This is a genomic window from Azospirillum sp., assembly GCF_035627195.1.
Classification (GTDB): domain Bacteria; phylum Pseudomonadota; class Alphaproteobacteria; order Azospirillales; family Azospirillaceae; genus Azospirillum.
Genome location: NZ_DASPMG010000113.1, coordinates 1 through 18,650 on the forward strand (window position 1 = coordinate 1; position 18,650 = coordinate 18,650).

At 70.3% G+C, this 18,650-nt stretch carries 20 protein-coding genes; 5 read left to right on the forward strand and 15 right to left on the reverse strand.

Annotated features, from left to right (window positions below; translation table 11 throughout):
• Positions 1–229 precede the first annotated feature (229 nt).
• Together VED21_RS10175 and VED21_RS10180 are read right to left on the reverse strand one after the other, a co-directional pair.
• Positions 230–460, reverse strand: coding sequence for a hypothetical protein (locus VED21_RS10175; RefSeq protein WP_324882231.1), 231 nt, complete (start codon positions 458–460; stop codon positions 230–232).
• Between the two features lie 74 nt (positions 461–534).
• Positions 535–1,143 carry a HupE/UreJ family protein gene (locus VED21_RS10180; protein WP_324882232.1) on the reverse strand — a complete coding sequence of 203 codons (609 nt, stop codon included), beginning with the start codon at positions 1,141–1,143 and terminating at the stop codon, positions 535–537.
• A gap of 648 nt (positions 1,144–1,791) precedes the next feature.
• Between VED21_RS10180 and VED21_RS10185 the strand changes: the two genes are divergently transcribed.
• From VED21_RS10185 to VED21_RS10195, 3 genes are all read left to right on the forward strand, one after another.
• Entirely contained in the window at positions 1,792–2,109 is a 318-nt protein-coding gene (locus tag VED21_RS10185) for a hypothetical protein (RefSeq protein ID WP_324882233.1), read from the forward strand.
• 52 nt (positions 2,110–2,161) lie between these two features.
• Positions 2,162–2,668, forward strand: coding sequence for a nickel-responsive transcriptional regulator NikR (gene nikR / locus VED21_RS10190; protein WP_324882234.1), 507 nt, complete (start codon positions 2,162–2,164; stop codon positions 2,666–2,668).
• A gap of 130 nt (positions 2,669–2,798) precedes the next feature.
• Complete coding sequence (locus VED21_RS10195; RefSeq protein WP_324882235.1) at positions 2,799–3,728, forward strand: NAD-dependent epimerase/dehydratase family protein; 930 nt, start codon at positions 2,799–2,801, stop codon at positions 3,726–3,728.
• On the opposite strand, the gene VED21_RS10200 is transcribed toward VED21_RS10195, so the two are convergent.
• Together VED21_RS10200 and VED21_RS10205 are read right to left on the reverse strand one after the other, a co-directional pair.
• Positions 3,709–4,173: a hydrogenase maturation protease gene (locus tag VED21_RS10200; protein WP_324882236.1), complete on the reverse strand. Its 465-nt coding sequence runs from the start codon at positions 4,171–4,173 to the stop codon at positions 3,709–3,711. The two genes, VED21_RS10195 and VED21_RS10200, sit on opposite strands and share 20 nt — an antisense overlap.
• Positions 4,170–5,048: a LysR substrate-binding domain-containing protein gene (locus VED21_RS10205; RefSeq protein ID WP_324882237.1), complete on the reverse strand. Its 879-nt coding sequence runs from the start codon at positions 5,046–5,048 to the stop codon at positions 4,170–4,172. Before VED21_RS10205 ends, VED21_RS10200 begins: the two co-directional genes overlap by 4 nt.
• Before the next feature lie 106 nt (positions 5,049–5,154).
• Here VED21_RS10205 and VED21_RS10210 point away from each other — a divergent pair, with 106 nt between their 5' ends.
• A complete protein-coding gene (locus tag VED21_RS10210; protein WP_324882238.1) occupies positions 5,155–6,069 on the forward strand; it encodes a DMT family transporter in 915 nt (304 codons plus the stop codon).
• Here the strand turns inward: VED21_RS10210 and VED21_RS10215 are convergent.
• The 5 genes from VED21_RS10215 to VED21_RS10235 are packed head-to-tail and all read right to left on the reverse strand — an operon-like array spanning position 6,044 to position 10,708.
• The gene (locus VED21_RS10215; protein WP_324882239.1) at positions 6,044–7,360 is read right to left on the reverse strand and encodes a Ni/Fe hydrogenase subunit alpha; all 1,317 of its coding nucleotides are present in this window, start codon (positions 7,358–7,360) and stop codon (positions 6,044–6,046) included. The two genes, VED21_RS10210 and VED21_RS10215, sit on opposite strands and share 26 nt — an antisense overlap.
• Positions 7,350–8,129: an oxidoreductase gene (locus tag VED21_RS10220; RefSeq protein WP_324882240.1), complete on the reverse strand. Its 780-nt coding sequence runs from the start codon at positions 8,127–8,129 to the stop codon at positions 7,350–7,352. The genes VED21_RS10215 and VED21_RS10220 overlap by 11 nt, the downstream gene beginning before the upstream one ends.
• Positions 8,130–8,131: 2 nt before the next feature.
• Positions 8,132–8,992 carry an FAD/NAD(P)-binding protein gene (locus VED21_RS10225; RefSeq protein WP_324882241.1) on the reverse strand — a complete coding sequence of 287 codons (861 nt, stop codon included), beginning with the start codon at positions 8,990–8,992 and terminating at the stop codon, positions 8,132–8,134.
• 41 nt (positions 8,993–9,033) lie between these two features.
• Positions 9,034–9,510: a cyclic nucleotide-binding domain-containing protein gene (locus tag VED21_RS10230; RefSeq protein ID WP_324882242.1), complete on the reverse strand. Its 477-nt coding sequence runs from the start codon at positions 9,508–9,510 to the stop codon at positions 9,034–9,036.
• A 1-nt stretch (position 9,511) separates the two neighbouring features.
• Positions 9,512–10,708 (reverse strand): 4Fe-4S dicluster domain-containing protein, encoded by a 1,197-nt coding sequence (locus tag VED21_RS10235; protein ID WP_324882243.1) that lies wholly within the window; start codon positions 10,706–10,708, stop codon positions 9,512–9,514.
• Positions 10,709–10,902: 194 nt separating this feature from the next.
• Between VED21_RS10235 and VED21_RS10240 the strand changes: the two genes are divergently transcribed.
• A complete protein-coding gene (locus VED21_RS10240; RefSeq protein ID WP_324882244.1) occupies positions 10,903–11,727 on the forward strand; it encodes an HNH endonuclease in 825 nt (274 codons plus the stop codon).
• 7 nt (positions 11,728–11,734) lie between these two features.
• Here VED21_RS10240 and VED21_RS10245 read toward each other — a convergent pair whose 3' ends face one another.
• The 6 genes from VED21_RS10245 to exbB form a co-directional block, all read right to left on the reverse strand.
• Positions 11,735–12,907 (reverse strand): PepSY-associated TM helix domain-containing protein, encoded by a 1,173-nt coding sequence (locus VED21_RS10245; RefSeq protein WP_324882245.1) that lies wholly within the window; start codon positions 12,905–12,907, stop codon positions 11,735–11,737.
• 25 nt (positions 12,908–12,932) lie between these two features.
• On the reverse strand, positions 12,933–13,616 hold the full coding sequence (locus VED21_RS10250; protein WP_324882246.1) for a Fe2+-dependent dioxygenase: 684 nt from the start codon (positions 13,614–13,616) through the stop codon (positions 12,933–12,935).
• Positions 13,617–13,714: 98 nt separating this feature from the next.
• Positions 13,715–15,919, reverse strand: a complete 2,205-nt coding sequence (locus VED21_RS10255; protein WP_324882247.1) for a TonB-dependent siderophore receptor — start codon at positions 15,917–15,919, stop codon at positions 13,715–13,717.
• A gap of 136 nt (positions 15,920–16,055) precedes the next feature.
• The gene (locus VED21_RS10260) at positions 16,056–16,907 is read right to left on the reverse strand and encodes a TonB family protein (protein ID WP_324882248.1); all 852 of its coding nucleotides are present in this window, start codon (positions 16,905–16,907) and stop codon (positions 16,056–16,058) included.
• Positions 16,908–16,921: 14 nt separating this feature from the next.
• Entirely contained in the window at positions 16,922–17,359 is a 438-nt protein-coding gene (gene exbD, locus VED21_RS10265; protein WP_324882249.1) for a TonB system transport protein ExbD, read from the reverse strand.
• 6 nt (positions 17,360–17,365) lie between these two features.
• Complete coding sequence (gene exbB / locus VED21_RS10270; protein WP_324882250.1) at positions 17,366–18,220, reverse strand: tonB-system energizer ExbB; 855 nt, start codon at positions 18,218–18,220, stop codon at positions 17,366–17,368.
• Positions 18,221–18,650: the final 430 nt, after the last annotated feature.

An 18,650-nucleotide genomic window follows, 5' to 3' on the forward strand; every position in this document is an offset into this window, starting at 1 on the left:
GACCGCGACCGATGGTCTCTGGACCGTCCATTTCGCCGCCGAGGCGATCGCGCAAGTCGACTTGCGCGATCGCCTCGGTTCGGTCCAACCTGTCAACCATGTCTCCGAACACCTGTAAACCAAGTGTCCGGTCTGAACAGCGCGAGCCGCAAACCCAACGTCCTTGGCGATGCGAGGAATGTTGGGTCCAGACCCAACCTACGCGTTCGTACCGACCTTCCTGAAGGCCCTACGCCAGAACGTCCAGGAACATGCCGCGGCGGTAGTTGCGCGGCAGCGTCAGGATGCCGTTGACCACGAGGCTGGCCAACTGGCGCACCGTGGGGATCTTCTGCCGCCCCCCGGCCCCGCCGACCCGACCGGGGCCGCCCGGCGGTCCAGGCGGCAGCACGCGTCCGCCGCCCACGTCGGTGCGGACGGTCTCGTTGCCCCAGTCTGCGATGCGGCGTGTCTCGACCATGGATTCAACTTACCGCAAATCCCCGCCGCCGGCAATCCGGCGGCGGGGGACAAGAACGTGACGATGGAGCGAGGTCAGGCGACCAGCAGCAGGCCGGTGGCGGCCACGCCGGCGCCGGCGAGGCGCACGGCCTTGGCACCCAGGCCAGCCCACAGCGGGCGCGCCGTCGCCGCCGCGGCGAGCGCGATACCGGCGGCGTGCAGCAGCACCGTGGCGGCCAGGAAGCCGGCGGCGTAGAGCAGCGGCGAGGCCGCCTCCGGCACCTCGGCGCCGTGCGCGTGACCGTGGAACACGGCGAAGGCGCCGACGACCGCCATGCCCAGCGCCAGCGGCGGGCGGACGGCGAAGGCGACGGCGCTGCCCAGCGCCATCAGCGACGCGGCGATGCCCAGTTCCACCGCCGGCAAGCCGATGCCGTCCAAACCCAGGTAGCCGCCCAGCGCCATGGCGCCGACGAAGGTGGCCGGCATCAGCCACAGGGCGCGCCCGCCGCGCTGCACGGCCCACAGGCCGACGGTGACCATCGCCAGCAGATGGTCGAGGCCGCCGAGCGGGTGCATGAACCCGTGCGCCAGACCGGCGTCGTGGGCGCCGAAGGTGTGCGCCTGCGCGGTGCCGGCCACGGCGGAGAGGGCGAGAGCGGCGGCAAGACCGGCGGCGAGCCGGCGGTGGGCGTGCGTCATGGAAGGCTTCCTTGTCCCCGGTTTGGAAAGGTCCGGCGGTTTCCCAACGGCAACCGGCGGCTGGGCCGTATGATGCTTTGCAAAAACTTCCTACGCAAGCGCGCGTTGGCGAGAACATCTCACAACGCCACGCAACCTGATGCAGCATACCCCCTGTCCACTGGGTGACGGCACGCCGGGGGATCCACATCGAATCACGATGTGACGCACCTGGACAGGTCATCGCGCCGCGGCCAGGCCGGACGGGCATGCCCGCATGCCCGCCGGCGTCGATCGGTACAGGTGGCTTGCGGCCTCCCGCGACCGCTCCAGGGTCGCTCTGGTCCACGGCAAAGCACAGGAGGATCCGCCATGTTGACGCGCCTTGCGTTTCTGTTGGCATTCGGCCTGAGCGTGGCTGCGTGCGGCGGCTTCACGGGAGACGGCGGAAGTGCGCTCTCGGGAAGCCATGCGTCGCCGGTCGGATACTGACGGGCACGGCCATGAAAGGGGTGCTTCGCCCCCCTTTCATGGCATGGAGCTTTCCCGAAGTCCCAGGACTTGTCCCTTATTGAAGGCGTCCCTTCCCGAGGCCGGTGATAGAATCGGTGCCGCGTCGATCGCCCCCTCGGGGAGGAGGGCCGGATGCGCCGCACGCGGACAGCCGCCATGCTCTTGGTCCTCACACTGCTGCCGGTGCCCACCCTTGCCAGGGATGAAGGGCTGCCGGATGGTAGGGTTTGCGCCGACGCCAAGCCGGCCAGCGAGGCGGAGGCCAACGCGCTCTGCCAATCCGGCAAATGCCGGCCCGGCCCCTCCGTGCGCGCCCGACCGCCGGTCTGGTACTGCACGGCGCGGGAAATGGCCTGCGCCCTGCCCGGCGCCGAGGGGGCCGGTGCCGACGCCCTGATCACGCTCGACGGGACACGCTACCAGTGCCTCGATCCCGGCACGGGGGGACACCACCGGTTCGCTCCCATCCGCTGACCGCGCGTGCTATGCAGGACCGTGGGAGCGGAACGAACCGGAGAAGGGCACCATGGAACGCGTCACCGTGTCGCTGGACGAGGACCTGCTGGCCCAGTTCGACGAGTTGATCCGCCGCCGTGGCTACGCCAACCGGTCGGAGGCCGTGCGCGACCTGATCCGCGCCGAGTTGGAAGCCGAACGGCTCGCGCACGGGCAGGCACAGCACTGCATCGCCTCGCTCAGCTACGTCTTCAATCACCACGAGAGGGAGCTGGCGCGCCGCCTGACCCAGGCGCAGCACGACCACCACGACCTGACGCTGTCCACCATGCACGTGCACCTGGACCACGACAACTGCATGGAGGTGACGGTGCTGCGCGGGCCGACCGACGCCGTGCGCGCCTTCGCCGATTCCCTGACGGCCGAACGCGGCGTGCGGCACGGGCAGCTCAACATCGTGCCGGCCGACATCAACGTGTCGCACCACCACAGCCATGCCCATGGGGAGCGCGACCATTCGGGGCACGGCCACGGGCACGGGGGCACCCCGCACGTCCACAGCCATCCGAAGACCTGACACCCAACCGGCTGCCCACCCTGCGACGCCGCCCCCCACCGAAGAGGTTTTGTCCCACGGCCGCCGGATCGCCTATCAAAGGTTGCCATGCCGCACGGCGTTGCGGCGGAACCGGAAGGAGGGCGGCGGGATGGCGCATTATCTGGTCACCGGCGGCTGCGGGTTCATCGGATCGCACCTGACCGACCGCCTGCTGGCCGAGGGGAACTGCGTCACCATCCTCGACGACCTGTCCACCGGCCGTCTGGAGAACAAACCCGTCGGCGCCCGCCTCGTGGTCGGCGACGTGGCCGACGCGGAAGCCGTGCGCCAAGCCATCGAGGGCGTGGACGGCGTGTTCCACCTGGCCGCCGTCGCCTCCGTCCAGCGCTCGCGCGAGCTGTGGGCGGAGACGCACCGCACCAACCTGACCGGCGCCGTCACGGTGTTCGAAGCGGCGCGCACCGCCCGCTTCGGCGAGCCGGTGCCGGTGGTCTACGCCTCCTCCGCCGCCGTGTACGGCGACAACCCGCACACGCCCCTGGGCGAGAACACCCCGGCGCAGCCGCTGTCCGCCTATGGCGCCGACAAGCTGGGCTGCGAGCTGCACGCCCGCGTGGCGTGGGAGATCCACGGGGTGCCGACGGTGGGCTTCCGCTTCTTCAACGTCTATGGCCCGCGCCAGGACCCGAACTCGCCCTACTCCGGCGTCATCTCCATCTTCGCCCGGCGCGTCGGGCGCGGCGAGGACGTGGACATCTTCGGCGACGGGGAGCAGGTGCGCGACTTCATCTTCGTCGACGACGTGGTGCGTTTCCTGTCCGGCGCCATGGCGCGCCGGCCGCGCGGGGCCGGCGTGTTCAACCTGTGCACCGGCCGCCCGACGTCCATCAACATGCTGCTGGCGGTGCTGGAGGAGCTGGTCGGCAACCGCGTGCGCCGCCGCCATCATCCGGCGCGGGCCGGCGACATCCGCGTGTCCATCGGCGACCCGACCAAGGCGCGCACCACCTTCAACATGGCCTGCCGCACCGGCCTGCTCGACGGCCTCGGCCAGACCGTCAGCTGGGCGGCGGCGTAACCGACCCGACACCCGTTTCGGCCGCGATGCGGCGGGCGACCTCGTCCGCCGCCGCGGCGACGGCCGGCGTGAGATCCTCGCCGAAGCCGAACTCGGCGCCCTCGATGCCCCAGATCACCAGATCGCCCGGCAGCCGGCCCAGCGCGCGGGCCATCTCCACGGCCTCCGCCACCCCGAACAGGTGACTGGAATAGCGGAACAGGCCGCGCGGCAACTCCTGCGTCCCCGCATCGAGGCGCACGAACGTCCCAGGCTCCGCGCCCGACTGCGTGGCGTCGACGACGATCACCCGCTCCGCCCCGCTCCACGTGTCCATCAGCCCGGCGCCTTCGCCGGAGTGCTCCCGCACGGCGATGCCCAGCGCCGCCAGCCGGTCGGCCACCGCCGGGCCGACGCCGTCGTCGCGGCGGTAGCGGTTGCCGACACCGAGAATGAGCGGGCTCACGCCGCGTCCTCCGCCACCGGCAGCCGGTCGACCAGCGACTGCTTCAGCATCTCGACGACGAGGCGCACGCCGTCGCCCGCGTGCTCCGCGGTCAGCAGCGCCATTTCCGTATCGGGGAGCGGCGGCAGCCCGTCCGCGGGCCCGAGCACGCGCGCGGACGCCGGCACCGCCGAGCGCGCCAGCACGCTGACGCCCAACCCCGCCGTCACCGCCGCCTGCACGCCGGACAGGTTGGGGCTGCAATAGGCCACCCGCCAGCGCCGGCCGGCGGCATCCAGCTCGTGCACCGCGCGGTGCCGGTAGACGCAGCCCAGCGGGAACAGCACCAACGGCAGCGGATCTTCCCTGTGCACCTCCTCCCCAGGCGTGCCGACCCAGCACAGCGGCTCCCGCCACACGGCGGTGGCGCCGGGGCGGCCGGGCTCCTGCTTCAGCAGCGCAGCGTCCAGGTCACCCGTCTCGAAGGCGGCGCGCAGGCGCGCACTGATGTCGCAGCGCACATCCAGGCGAATGCTGCGGTTGCGCCGCGCGAACGCCGACAGCAGGCGCGGGAGCCGGTCCACCGCGTAATCCTCCGGCACGCCCAGGCGCACCACCTCCACCGTCTCCCGCCCGCCGGACAGCGCCGCGCGCGCCTCGTCGTTCAGCGTCAGCATGCGCCGCGCGTAGGCCAGCAGCCGCTCCCCCTCGTCGGTCAACTCCACGGAGCGCGTGCCGCGATCGAGCAGCGCCACGCCCAGCGACTCCTCCAGCCGGCGCACCTGCTGGCTGATGGTGGATTGGGTGCGATGCACGCGCTCGCCCGCGCGGGTGAAGCCGCCGGTCTCCACCACCGAGACGAAGGTGCGCAGCAGCGTCAGGTCCAGTTCGGCCATCGGGGAGCATCCATTTTTCGAATGAATTCCATCATACCATTTCATTTCCGAATGAAAAGCCTCTCGCATAGCCTCATCCCAGCAACGACAGACGACGGAGGACGGAATGACGGCGATCAGCGAAGCGATGGAGGATCGGCGGCCGGCGGCGCCGCTGACGATGGTGGTGCCATTCTGCCTGGGCTGGAGTTCGGCCTTCGCGGTGGGAAAGATCGGGCTGCTCGACGCGCCGCCGCTGCTGTTCCTGGGCGCGCGCTTCCTGCTGGCCGGCGGGGTGCTGCTGGCGGCGGCGGCCATGCTCGGCCACCTGCGGCGGCTGGACGGACGCGGCTGGGCGGTGCTGGCGGCGCTGGGCGTGGTCAACACCGCGCTCTACCTGGGGCTCAGCTTCACGGCGATGAAGACGGTGTCGTCGGGGCTGGTCACCATCATCGTCAGTTCCGCCCCCGTCCTGACGGCCGGCGCCGCGGCCCTGCTGCTGGGTGAAGCGCTGACATGGCGCAAGGCGGCGGGGCTGGCGCTGGGCGTGCTGGGTGTGGCGCTGATCGTGCGCGGGCGGCTGGGCATCGGCGCCGACGACCCCGGCGGCATCCTGCTGGCGGTCGGCTCGCTGGTCGCGATGGTGGCGGGCTCGCTGCTGTACAAGCGCTTCGCGCCGGCCGCCGGACTGGTGGTGAATGGCGGCGTGCAGGCGCTGGCCGGCGGCTTGGCGCTGGTGCCGGTGGGCTTGCTGCTGGAGGATCCGGGGGCGGTCAACGTCACCGCGTCACTGGCGGTGTCGCTGGTCTACATGGTGCTGGTGGTGTCGATCGGCGCGCACCTGCTGTGGTACGCGCTGCTCACCCGCACCACGGCGACGGCGGCCAGCGCGTACCATTTCCTGATGCCGCCGCTGGGCCTCGCCTTCGGCTGGCTGCTGCTGGGCGAGGCCGTGCAGCCCTGGGACCTGATCGGCATCGTGCCGGTGGCGGCGGGCATCTGGCTGGTGACGCGCGCTACTCCCGCTCCACGGTCAGTTTGAGGAAGTGCGTGGCGCAGGAGATGCAGGGGTCGTAGTTGCGGATCGTCTGCTCGCAGCGCCACTTCAGGTCCTCGTCGGGCAGGTGCAGGTTGGCCTGCACCACGCCCCACAGATCGCGCTCGATCTGCTTCTGGTTCTGCGAGGTCGGCGGCACGATGCGGGCGGTGAGGATGCGCCCCTCCCCGTCCAGGTCGTAGCGGTGCCAGCAGAGGCCGCGCGGTGCCTCGGTGCAGCCGTGGCCTCGCCCGGCCCTGATTTCGATGGAAGCCGACGGCGGGTCCGGTTCCTCATACGCCTCGGCGATCTTCAGCGCCTCTTCACACGCGTACAGCGTCTCCACGGCGCGCACGACGATGCTCTGGAACGGGTTGCGCACGATTGTACCGAGCCCGGCCTCCTTCGCCGCCTGCTTGGCCAGCGGCGACAGCTGCTCGTGATTCAGCGCGTAGCGGGCCAGCGGGCCGACCATGTAGGGGCCGCTGCCGTCCTTCATCACCCCATGCAGGGCGTTGGAGTGGCGGACGTGCTCCTCGTCGAAATGCTCCTCGAATTCCGAAATGTCGATGTCCAGCCCCCGGTTGGACATCAGCCGGCCGCGCTCGATCGCGTAGTCCTGTTCGTGGTGCATCGCCACGAAGGTGTAGTCGTATTCGTAGGCTGGGAAGTCCAGCCCGGCGAACAGCTTGACGGTGGCCAGCGAATCCTCGACCGCGCGCTTCAGCGGCTCCGCCAAGGCGCGCACCTCGGCTTTCCGTGGCGCCTTATAGAACCCGCCGACCTTCGTGTTCACCGGGTGCACGGCGCGCCCGCCGACCACCTCCAGGATCTGGTTGCCCAACTTCTTCAGCTGCAGCGCCCGCTCGACCACGCCGGGGTGCGTCTTGGCGATCTGCAACGCGTCCTGGCAGCCCAGGAAGTCCGGCGCGTGCAGCAGGTAGGCGTGCAGCACGTGGCTCTCGATCCACTCGCCGCAGTACATCATCCGCCGCACGCGGCGGATGGCGTCGCCGACCTCAACGCCCAGCGCCGCCTCCATAGCCTGGCTCGATCCCATGATGTAGGCGACCGGGCAAATGCCGCAGATGCGCGCGGTGACGTCCGGCGCGTCGGAATACGGGCGCCCCTGCAGCAGCGCCTCGAAGAAGCGCGGCGGCTCGAAGATGCGGAACTTCACGTCGGTGATGACGCCGTCTTTCACGCGGACGGTCAGCGCCCCCTCGCCCTCCACCCGGGCAAGCGCGTCCACCTTGATGGTGCGGGCGGCCGACGTGGCCTGCGGCTCAATGGTCATGCGCGTCCCCCTCCAGCCGGAAGGCCTCGGCGTTGGCGTTGAAGGAGCGGAAGGCCAGCGCCACGTCGCGGCGCTCCATGCCCAACTCCAGCATGTGTCTGGCGAGGCTCGCCGTGTTCGGCGTCTCCTTCGGGCCGAAGCAGCCGTAGCAGCCGCGGTCGTGGCCGGGGCACAGGTTGCCGCAGCCGGCCTGCGTCACCGGGCCAAGGCAGGGCGTGCCGTGCGCCACCGTCACGCAGACGGTCCCGGCCATCTTGCACTCCACGCACTGGCTGTGCGTCGGCACCACCGGCTTGCGGCCGTTCAGGAAGGCGTTCAGCACCTCCAGCAGCTGGTACTTGTTGACCGGGCAGCCGCGCAGCTCGAAGTCCACCTTCACGTGGTCCTGGATGGCGGTGGAGGTCGCCAGCGTGTCGATGAACTCCGGGTGCGCGTAGACCGCCCGGATGAAGCCGTCCACGTCGCGGAAGTTCCTCAGCGCCTGGATGCCGCCCGCCGTGGCGCAGGCGCCGATGGTGACCAGCGCCTTCGACTGCTTGCGGATCTTCCGGATGCGCTCGGCGTCGTGCGGCGTGGTGATGGAGCCCTCGACCAGCGAGACGTCGTACGGCCCCTTGATCTCCACCCGCGTGGCTTCCAGGAAATAGGCGATCTCCACGGCGCCGGCCACGGCCAGCAGCTCGTCCTCGCAGTCGAGCAGGCTCAACTGGCAGCCGTCGCAGGACGAGAACTTCCAGACGGCCAGCTTGGGTCTTCTCACCTCGGCCATGGCTACAGCTCCCGCAAGGAGAAGATGCTCTCGATGGTGTCGTAGCGGTAGACGGGCCCGTCCTTGCACATGAAGGACGATCCCATCTGGCAATGGCCGCAGAAGCCGACCGCGCATTTCATGTTGCGCTCCAGCGTCACGTAGATGCGCTCCGACGTGACGCCGCGGTCGTGCAGCGCCTGCACCGCCGGGCGCGTCATCGTTTCCGACCGGCAGACGTAGGCGGTGGTGTGCTCGGGATCGAAGCGGGCGATCTTCACGAGGCCGGCGACGCTGCCCACCCGGCCGCGGTAGCCGGCGGGGGCGGAGTGCGCCGTCACGTGCACCTGCATGTCGAACCGGCCGCGCCACTGGTGCAGCAGCTTCTCGTAAAGGATGTCGTGCAGCCCGCGCGAGCCGTAGCACAGCACCACCTTGCCGAAATGCTCGCGCCGGTGCAGCACCTCGTAGATCAGCGGGCGCAGCGGCGCCAAGCCGATGGTGCCGGTCACGAACAGGATGTCGTTGCCGTAGGACTCCTCGATCGGCCAGGGCGTGCCGAAGGGGCCGCGCACGCCGATCACGTCGCCGGGCTTCAGCTTGGCCATCGCCTTGGTGACCGTGCCGACCTCGCGCACCGTGTGCACCAGCGTCGTCAGGTCGCGGCAGTCGCCGGAGATGGAGATCGCCACCTCGCCCACGCCGAAGACGTAGAGCATGTTGAACTGGCCGGGCCGGTAGGCGAAGGGGCTGCCGTCCTCCGCCCGCAGGTGCAGCGTGAAGCAGCCGTCGACCTCGGCGATCCGCCGCACGATGCGGAACGGCCGCGTCAGCATCGGGTCCGGCGCCGCGGCCTGTTCGCGGTCGAGGACGGCAACGGTCATGGCGCTTCCTCCCATCACGCTCCCTCCCATCAGGGACCCGGTCAACCCGCGTATGGGTCGACCGTCAGCTCGACGATGCGCAGGCGCGCCTCGGCGATGCGGCGCCCCATGATCGGGATGAAGCGGCGGTAGAGTTCGTAGCCCAGCTCGTGGTTCGCCTCGATCTTGCGGCGCAGGCAGGCGCCATCGATGGTGATGGCGCGCACCTGGTCGGTGGCGCGGGCGTCGAAGGTCCAGCGGTACGGCTCCACCAGCCAGGACCAGCCGATGATGTCGCCCTCGCCGATGTTCTCCACCACCACGCCGGGGCGGCCGGGGGCATGCACCTCCACCGCCACGCTGCCCTCGCGGATCAGGTAGAAGTGGTCGGCCTGCCCGCCCTCCTTGAACAGGAACTCGCCCGGGCGGTAGTGCGCGTTGGCGCAGCAGCCGACAACGATGTCGCGCACGTCCGGCTGCATGTCCTTGAAGAACGGGTGTTCGGCCAGCAGCCGGCCGAGGCCTTCGATCGCGACCATGTCACCTTCCCCCCTCGTTGGCCGAGGCGGCGACGTCGTCGCGGATGGCGCGGGCCTCCTCGGTTATGTCGATTCCGACCGGGCACCAGGTGATGCACCGGCCGCAGCCGGTGCAGCCCGACGTGCCGAACTGCTCGTGCCAGGTGGACAGCTTGTGGGTGATCCACTGCCGGTAGCGCGACGCCGTGCTCTGCCGGATGCTGCCGCCGTGGATGTAGGAGAAGTCGATGGTGAAGCAGGAATCCCACCGCCGCTCGCGCCGCGTCTCCGCGCCCGTCAGGTCGGTGACGTCCTCCATGGTCGAGCAGAAGCAGGTCGGGCAGACCATGGTGCAGTTGGCGCACGACAGGCAGCGCTTCGCCACCTCCTCCCAGCGCGGGTGCTCCAGGTTGTCGGCCAGCAGGCGGGGCGCGTCCGCCACCATCTCCCGGCCCATCTGCACGGCGGCGGCGTCGGTGACGGCCTGCGCCGCAGCCATGTCCGCGGCCTCGGCCGGCCGGGCCGGCAGGGTGTCCAGCAGCTCCGCCCCGCGTTCGCTTCCCGCCTCGACCAGATAGGTGTACCCGTCCTCGCCGGGAAGTTCGGTGACGGCGAGGTCGAAACCGCCGTCCGCCTTCGGCCCGCCGTCCATGGACACGCAGAAGCAGGTGCCGCCGGCGCGTCCGCAGTTGACCGCAATGACGAAGGTCCCGGCGCGCTTGCGGGCGTAGCCCGTGTCGGTGAACTGCGGCGTGCGGGTGTCGCGGCCGGGGAAGTCGGTGACGCCGAACACGCGGTCCTGCACCTGCATGGCCCGAAGCTCGCACGGCCGCACGCCGAGGAAGGCATAGCGCGGTGGCGCCGCATCCTCCGGCATCACCGCGAAGCCGCTGCCGGTCCGCTTGGCCGACCACAGCGTCTGGCGCGGCGGGTACAGGTAACGCTTCCAGGTGTGAGGGCCGACCGTGGTGGCGAAGAGGGCACCCGCCGGCCCGTCGACCAGCCGGTAATGCCCGCCGTCCTGCTCGTCCGCACGCCCGACCGGCAGGTCGGCCGTCGAGTCGACGGGCTCGTAGGCGATGGCGCCGTCGCGTGGGCGCGGCCCGATCACCTCGTACCCCTCGCCGTGCAGCGCGGCGATGAGGGCATCCAGGCCGTCGCGGCGCATCACTGCGCCTTTCTCTCCCGTGCGGTCGATCGTCGTTGCCGTGCGATCCATGGGCTCCGTCCCCGCGAAGCGATCCGATTGGGGGGAGTATACGACGCTTTGGGGACGGCATTATGCGCTATGTCAGCCGAAAGTGCCGGAATCGGGGGGCCGCGTCGGAATGTCGCCGCATTCTCTTCAGGGAGGTTGACGTCGGGGCCGCGACACGGCAGGCACGGGCATACAGGAATATGGTGAGGAATGGGATGGTCGGGCGTGGGAGGATCCCCGGAACGGGGCGGTCGCGGCGGCCGCTGACGCTGGGCGGGCTGCTGGTCGTCCTGGCGCTGATCGGCGGCGCGCTTCTGCTGGAGCGCATCGACGTCCTGCCGACGGGCACGGTCGCGCGGATGCTGGGCCTGGAGGAGGAGAAGCCGCGCCGCCGCCCCGAGAAGCACGACGCGGTGGCCCGCCGCGTGCCGCCGGTGGCGCCGACCGGCCCGCGCATCGATTACGCCCAGGTCGACGCCTGGCTGACGCAGATCCGCGTGGAGCCGGAAGCACGCCGCGGCTACGAACGGGACGACTGGCCGCACTGGCTGGAGCGTCAGGGAAGCTGCCTGAACACGCGGGAGGAGGCGCTGATCCGCGACAGCATCGTTCCCGCCCAGCTGTCGCCCGACGGCTGCCGGGTGGTGCGCGGCCGCTGGCTGGATCCTTATACGGGCGAGGAGTTCCGCGATCCCAAGGCGCTCGACGTCGACCACCGCGTGCCGCTGGAGGAGGCGCACAACAGCGGCGGCCACGCCTGGGACCGGGCGCGCCGCGCCGCCTTCGCCAACGACATGACCGACCCGCGCACGCTGGTGGTGGTCTCCGCCGCCGCCAACCGCGCCAAGGGCTCCAAGGGACCGGAGGAATGGCTGCCCCCGGACGATGACGAGCTGTGCCGCTACGTGGTCGACTGGGTGGCGGTGAAGGCGCGCTGGCAGCTGACCATGGACGAGCGCGAGCGCGTCACCGTCGGCAACATCCTCGCCGACTGCCGCAAGCAGGTGCACCGGGACGGCGCAGCGCTGGGGAGGCGGTGAGGCGGCGTTACACCGCCCCCGCCCGCGCCGCGGCCCGTTGCGCATCCTGCGCCCGCCGCGCCCGGCGCTTCAGCAGCCACATGTAGGTCCCCGTCACCGCGAACAGCGGCGGCAGGACGCCCGACAGGAACGTCAGGATCTTCCAGGTCCAGCCCAACCCCTGCCCGCCGTGCAATGGGCGCTGCCAGCCCATGATGACCTCCCCCACCGAATAGCCGCGCGGGTCGCGCACCTCGACGACGCGCTTCGCCCACGGATCGACGAAGGCCGCGATCATCGGCGCCCCGTGCTCGTGCCCCGGCGGGGCGAGGGTGACGCGGTAGGGCTGGTCGGGCCGCGCCGGCAGGCCGACCATGCGCAGCTCGCCGTCCGGCACCTCGGCCCTGGCCAGCGCCACCGCCGTGTCCACGTCGGCCGGCGCGGCGCCCCGCACCGGTTCGACCTTCACGTTGGCGCGCAGGTCGCGGGCCGGGAACACGGACGACATCGCCTCGCCCAGCGTCTGCGGGAAGGCCAGGTAGACGCCGCTGAAGCTGATCACCATGAAGACCACCAGCGACCAGATGCCGACCGCGCCGTGCAGCTCGCGGTGCAGGCGCACGCCGCGCGCCCCCGGCTTCACGGTGAAGGCAGCCTTCCAGCGGCCCTGCCGCGGCCACCACAGCACAAGGCCGCTGACGCCCAGCACCAGCATCACCACGCCCAGCCAGCCGACGATCTCGCGGCCCGTCCGGCTGGGCGCCAGCAGGTTGGCGTGCAGCAGGAAGATCTGCCGCATCAGCCCGGCGGTCGGCGCCTTGGTCTCCAGCACGGTCAGCGACACCGGGTCGATCAGCATCACTTGCCCACCCGGGCCGGGGCCGCCTCGGCCGGCCGGCATCAGGCGCACGGTGGCCGGCTCGCCCGCTGCCTCCGGCAGGATCACCATGCCGGGCGACAGGTCCTTGGGTGCGGCGGCGCGCGCCGCGTCGACGATGGCGGCCAGCGGCTTCGGCTCCCCCGCCGTCAGCGTGTAGGCCGGCGGGGCGGCGAAAAGGTCCTCCAGCTCGTGCTCGAACACCAGGATGGAGCCGGTGATGCCCAGCATGACCAGCGGCAGGCACAGCAGCAGCCCGACCCACAGGTGGATCTGCTGGAGTGCGCGGTACCAGAGCCGTTGCGTGCGGTGAACAGTCGTCATGGCGGTCGTCCCCTGGCCGGCCGTGTCAGGTATCCGCCCAGCGGCGGACGAGGTTGTGGTAGATGCCGGTCAGTTGCACGACGGCCGGGTCCTTGTGGCCCTTCTCCGCCCCCAGCTGCTGGACGGTGGCGTCCAGCTGGAACAGCAGCGTGCGCTGCCCCACGTCGCGCACCATGCTCTGCATCCAGAAGAAGGAGCAGACGCGGGCACCCCGCGTCACCGCCGTCACCTCGTGCAGGCTGGTGGAGGGGTACAGCACCATGTGCCCGGCCGGCAGTTTCACCCGGTGCTCGCCGTAGGTGTCCTCCACCACCAGCTCGCCGCCGTCGTAGTCTTCGGGATCGCAGAAGAAGAGCGTCGCCGACAGGTCGCTGCGGATGCGGAAGTCGCTGCCGCGCATCAGGCGGATGGCGTTGTCCACGTGGATGCCGAACGACTGCCCGCCGGAATAGCGGTTGAACAGCGGCGGGAAGACCTTCAGCGGCAGGGCTGCCGCGACGAACAGCGGGTTGGCGGACAGCGCGTTCAGGATGATGTCGCCGATCTCGCGCGCGGCCGGGCTGCCCTCCGGCAGTTGCATGTTGTTCTTGGCCAGCGCGGACTGGTGTCCGGCCGTGACCTTCCCGTCCACCCACTCGGTTCGGTCCATGATCTCGCGGCAGTAGGCGACCTGATCTCTGGTCAGGACGTCGGGAATGGTCAGCAGCATATGTCGGTCCCCCTGGCTAAGGTGCCCCCGCACCATGGTGCGGGGGCATGGCTAAGGTACCCCCGCCCTGTGTGGGCGGGGGCGTTGCTCCGTCGCGGTCAGAACTTGAAGCTGGTGGTCAGCAGGGCCGACCGGCCCGGCGCCACCGTGGCGAAGTGGGTGGTGTAGGGCTTGTCGAAGTAGCGCTCGTTGAAGATGTTCTGGACGTTCAGCTGGACGTTCACGTTCTCCGTCACCTGGTAGGAGGCCATGGCGTCGAAGCGCCAGAACGGCGGCACCTCCTTGGTGTTGGCGGCATCGCCATAGCGCCGGCCCATGTAGAAGGCGCCACCGCCGACGGTGACGCCCTTGGCCGGCTCGTACGTGCTCCACAGGCTGAAGCTGTGCGGGGCGGTGTTGGGGAACTCCTTGCCCTCGTTCACGCGGGCCGGGCCGCCGTTGACGATCTTGCTGTCCAGGAAGGTGTAGCCGGCGAAGACCTTCCAGGCGTCGGTGATGCTGCCCTGCACGCCGACCTCGAACCCGTCGACGCGCTGCTCGCCCACCAGAAGCTGGTCGCCGCCCAGCGGGTTGGTGACGCGGGCGTTGGTCTTCTCGATGCGGAACACCGCACCGGTGACCGACAGCTTGCGGTTCAGCAGGTCCCACTTGGTGCCGATCTCGAAGCTGCGGTTCTGCTCCGGATCGATGTTGGCGTTGGTGGCGGACAGGCTCGCCGTACCCTCGCCCGCCGTCTCGCCCGACGGGTTGGAGGACGTGCCGTGCGACACGTAGATGCTGCCATTGGGCAGCGGCTTGTACACCACGCCCAGCTGGTAGTTGAGGAAGCGCGAGTCGTTCTTCAGATTCGTCGGCGCCACCTCCGTCGAATAGCTGTCGAAGCGCAGGCCGACGTTGATCGACCACTGCGGCGACAGCTCGATGGTGTCGAAGGCGTAGGCCGATGCCGTGTCGGTGGTGGTGCGGGTGAAGGTGGTGGCCGGCGTGATGTTGCCCGACCACGGGTCGTCCGGGTTCGGGGTGTACAAGCTGGTGCAGTTGTAGCCGGTGCCGGCCCCCGTGGTGCGGCAGGTGCTGCTGCCGCTGGGCACGGCGAAGGCGCGGTTGCGGGTGTTCTCGCGGCTGAACTCGATGCCGGTGGCGACGCTGTTCTTGAAGCCGGCGACGGTGAACTCGCCCACCAGGTCGGTCTGGTTGACCAGCGACCAGGTGTCGGCGTTTCGCGACTTGGGCGAGCGCCAGACGAGGCCGCGCACCACGTTGCCGCGCGTGTCGTCGGGGTTGGTGACGATGTAGCGGTTTTCCGACCACGTGTAGCGCGTGGTGTTGCGGATGGTGAAGGAGCTGGAGATGTCGTGCTCCAGCCGGATCGTGCCGCTGTCGGTCGTCACCTTCTGGAAGTCGCGGTTCTTCAGGCCGTAGAAGGTGTCGCGCGGCACGTCCACCGGCTTGCCCGTGCGCGGGTCGTACGGCAGGCCGTAGTCCGGGATGTCGTCCGTCTGCATGTGGTAGTAGCTGAAGGTCGCCCGCGTCGGCCCGTTCAGGCCCAGCGTCAGCGACGGCGCGATGCCCCAGCGGCTGACCTCCACGTCCTTGCGGCCGGCCACGTCGGCGTCATGGAACATGGCGTTGAGGCGCAGCGCCACGCCGTCGGCCACCACGCGGTTCACATCGCCGGTGACGCGCTTGGTCATGTCGGTGCCCAGCGCCACCGAACCGGCGATGAAGTTCTGCGCCTTCGGCGTCTTGGTGACCAGGTTCAGGCTGCCGCCGGTGGCGCCGCGCCCGGTGTAGGCGGAGCCGGGACCCTTGGCGATCTCCACCTGCTCCAGGTTGAACACCTCGCGTGACTGCGCGGCGGTGTCGCGCATGCCGTCGATGAAGGTGTCGGTCATGGCGTCGAAGCCGCGGATGAACGGCCGGTCGCCGATCGGGTTGCCGCCCTCGCCCGAGCCCAGCGTGATGCCCGGCGTGGTGCGCAGGATGTCGGCCAGGGAGGTGGAGGCGCGCTCGGTGATCACCTCCTGCGGGATCACGGTGACGGAGCGCGGCGTGTCGACCAGCGGCGCCGTGTACTTCGGCGACTGCAGCTGGTCGACCTTGTAGCCGTCGGCGGCACCCTGCCCCTCGACGGAGATGGACGGCAGCTGCGTGGCGCCGGCCGGATTCTGGGCGGCCGTCTGCGCGCCGGCCGGGGCGGCGGCGAAGCTGAGCGCCAAGCCCAGGGTGGAAGCGCCGAGGATCTGGCGCGAGGCCCGGGCGGACTTAACGCCCGAAAGTGCGCCGGAAAGCGATTGTGACACGTGGATCCCCCAATCCGAAGTTCCATAGAATGCGAATAATTCTTATTATCATTCTGTCACAATCGCGCAACCGGAATCTGCGAATAATTCTCGTTCGCAATAACTGAGGGTGATCCTGGGTTATTCGGCTGCACGCTCACCGCACGAAGAACTGTACCGGCACGACCAGTTCGATCCGCTCCTGCGGCATCTCCGGCGGGGGCGCCGGCAGTGGCGAGGCGCGCTCGACCAGCGACACGGTCTCTTCGTCCAGGATCTCGTGGCCGGAACTCTTCTCCAGGCGCGCCGACAGCACCCGGCCCTGCCGGTCGATGACGAAACGCACCTGCGCCACCCCCTCCTGCCGGCGCACCTGGGCCGAGCGCGGGTAGCGCTTGTGCCGTTCCAGGTGGCCCAGAACGAGGCCCTGCCACGTAGGAACCGCCCGGCTGGTCTGCGTCGACACCGGGCCGGGCGCCGGGGCGGCGGCGACCGGGGCCGGCGGGGCCGGCAAGGCGGGCGCCGCGGCGGCCGGCGGCGTGGGCCGGGGCGCCGGTTCGGGCTTCGGGCGCTCCACCTTCGGCGGCTGCGGCTTCGGCTTGTCCTTGGGCTTCACCTTGGGCGGGGGCGGCGGCTCGGGCAGCGTCACCTCCGCCTCCACCGGCGGCGGTTCCGCCAAGGGTTCGGGAAGCGGCTCGACGATGGGTTCCGGAAGCGGCTCCGGGACCGGTTCGGGAATCGGTTCGACCACCGGTTCCGGGGGCGGCGGTTCCGGCAGCGGTTCGGGCTGCGGCGGCAGTGGCTCCGGCGGGGTCTCCTGCGGCTCGGCCGGCGGGGCCTGCGGCATGGGGGCCAAGTCGATCATCACCGCGGCGGGCGGCGGCTGCACCGGCTCCACCGGCATGCGCCACGTCAGCATCGCGGCGGCGACCATCGCGTGCGCGCCCAGCACCACGGCAAGGCTGCCGCCCCAGCGCGTCAGGATCGGATCGCGGCGATCCTCATCCACCAAGGCCACCACGCTCATTGCGCACCGGCACCGGCGGCCGCACCCTCAAGCCCGACCAGCGCCACCTTCAGGTAGCCGGCGGCGCGCAGCGCGTTCATCACCTCGGTCAGCTCGCCGTAGTCCACGGTGCGGTCGGCGCGCAGGAACACGCGGGTGCCCTTGTCGCCGTGCGTCACCCCGTCCAGCGCCGCGCCCAGCGCCTCGCGCGCCACCGGCGCGTCGCCCACCGACAGCGTCTTGTCGGCCTGGATGGTCAGGAACAGCGGCTTGTCCGGGCGCGGGTTGGGCTGCGCGGTCGAGGCCGGCAGGTCCACCGGCACGTCCACCGTCGCCAGCGGCGCCGCCACCATGAAGATGATCAGCAGCACCAGCATGACGTCGATGAACGGCGTGACGTTGATCTCGTGGTTCTCGGAAAGGTCGTCGGAGCCATGGTCGAGGCGGGCGGCCATGGCAGCTTACTCCGCGGCCGAGGCGCGCGGCAGCGCGTGGCGGTCGATGTCGCGGCTCAAGAGGCGCAGCACCGCGGCCGAGGCGTCGCCCAGCTGGGCGCGGTAGTTGCCGATGGAGCGCGAGAAGGCGTTGTAGATGACCACCGCCGGGATGGCGGCGACCAGGCCGATGGCGGTGGCCAGCAGCGCCTCGGCGATGCCCGGCGCCACGACGGCGAGGTTGGTGGTCTGCGTCTTGGCGATGCCGATGAAGCTGGTCATGATGCCCCACACCGTGCCGAACAGGCCGATGAAGGGGGCGGTCGACCCGATGCTGGCCAGGATGCCGGTACCGCGAGTCATGCGCCGCCCGGCCGCCGCCTCGATCCGCTCAAGGCGCGAGGCGGCACGCTCCTTCAGCCCCTCGCGCGATGGCGCGTCGGCCGATTGGTGCGCCTCGGCGATGACGGCGCGCAGCAGCGACGCCGCCGGCCCCTTGTCGAAGCCCACCTGCTCCGCCGCCTGGGTCAGCGAACGGGCCTGCTCCAGCGCCTGCAGCGCGGCGGCCGTCTTGCGCCGGGCCGAGGACAGCTCCAGCGCCTTGGCGAGGCAGACCGTCCACGTCGCCACGGAGGCCAGCGCCAGCCCGACCATGACCGCCTGCACCACCGGGCTGGCGGCCATGAACATGCCCCACGGCGACAGGTCGTGCGGCAGCATGGCGTTGGCGATGGGGGCGGCGATCGGGGCGACGGCGGGAGCGGCAGCCGGCACCGCGATGGCGGGGTCCGCGGCGGGTGCGCCGGCCTCCTGCGCCAGCGCGGCACCCGCGGACAGGAGCGCGGCGAACCCGCAGGAAAGCGGAAGAAGCGGATTGGGCATCGGCAACGAACTCCCCCGAACGCGAAACGATCCTGCCGTTATAGTGAGACTGATTCGCATTCGCACGCATTTTCTTGGGGTGACGGCTGATAACCCCCTTCCGCAGTTCAATTTTTTCGCAATTCCCGCATCACAGTTAAGGTTTATGTCGCGCCGCAACATTGTTTCCGGCCGGCCGTGGAGAATCGCAGCGTCACGTGTCGGCACGAGGTGCGGCAACTTATCCCCATCAGACCCGGAAAAAAATTGCGGCACAAATTTTGACAGAATCGCCGCGCTCGCTTACCGTGTGTGCCGGTAGCGGTGCTCAACGTTCAGAAGGGAGCGACGTCATGGCGGTCCTTGCAGCGATCCTTCGATCGTAGGCGGGAGTCCCGACGACGCGGTCTCCCTCCTCATCCGAACAGCCTCGTCCTTGGCGAAGCGAGCC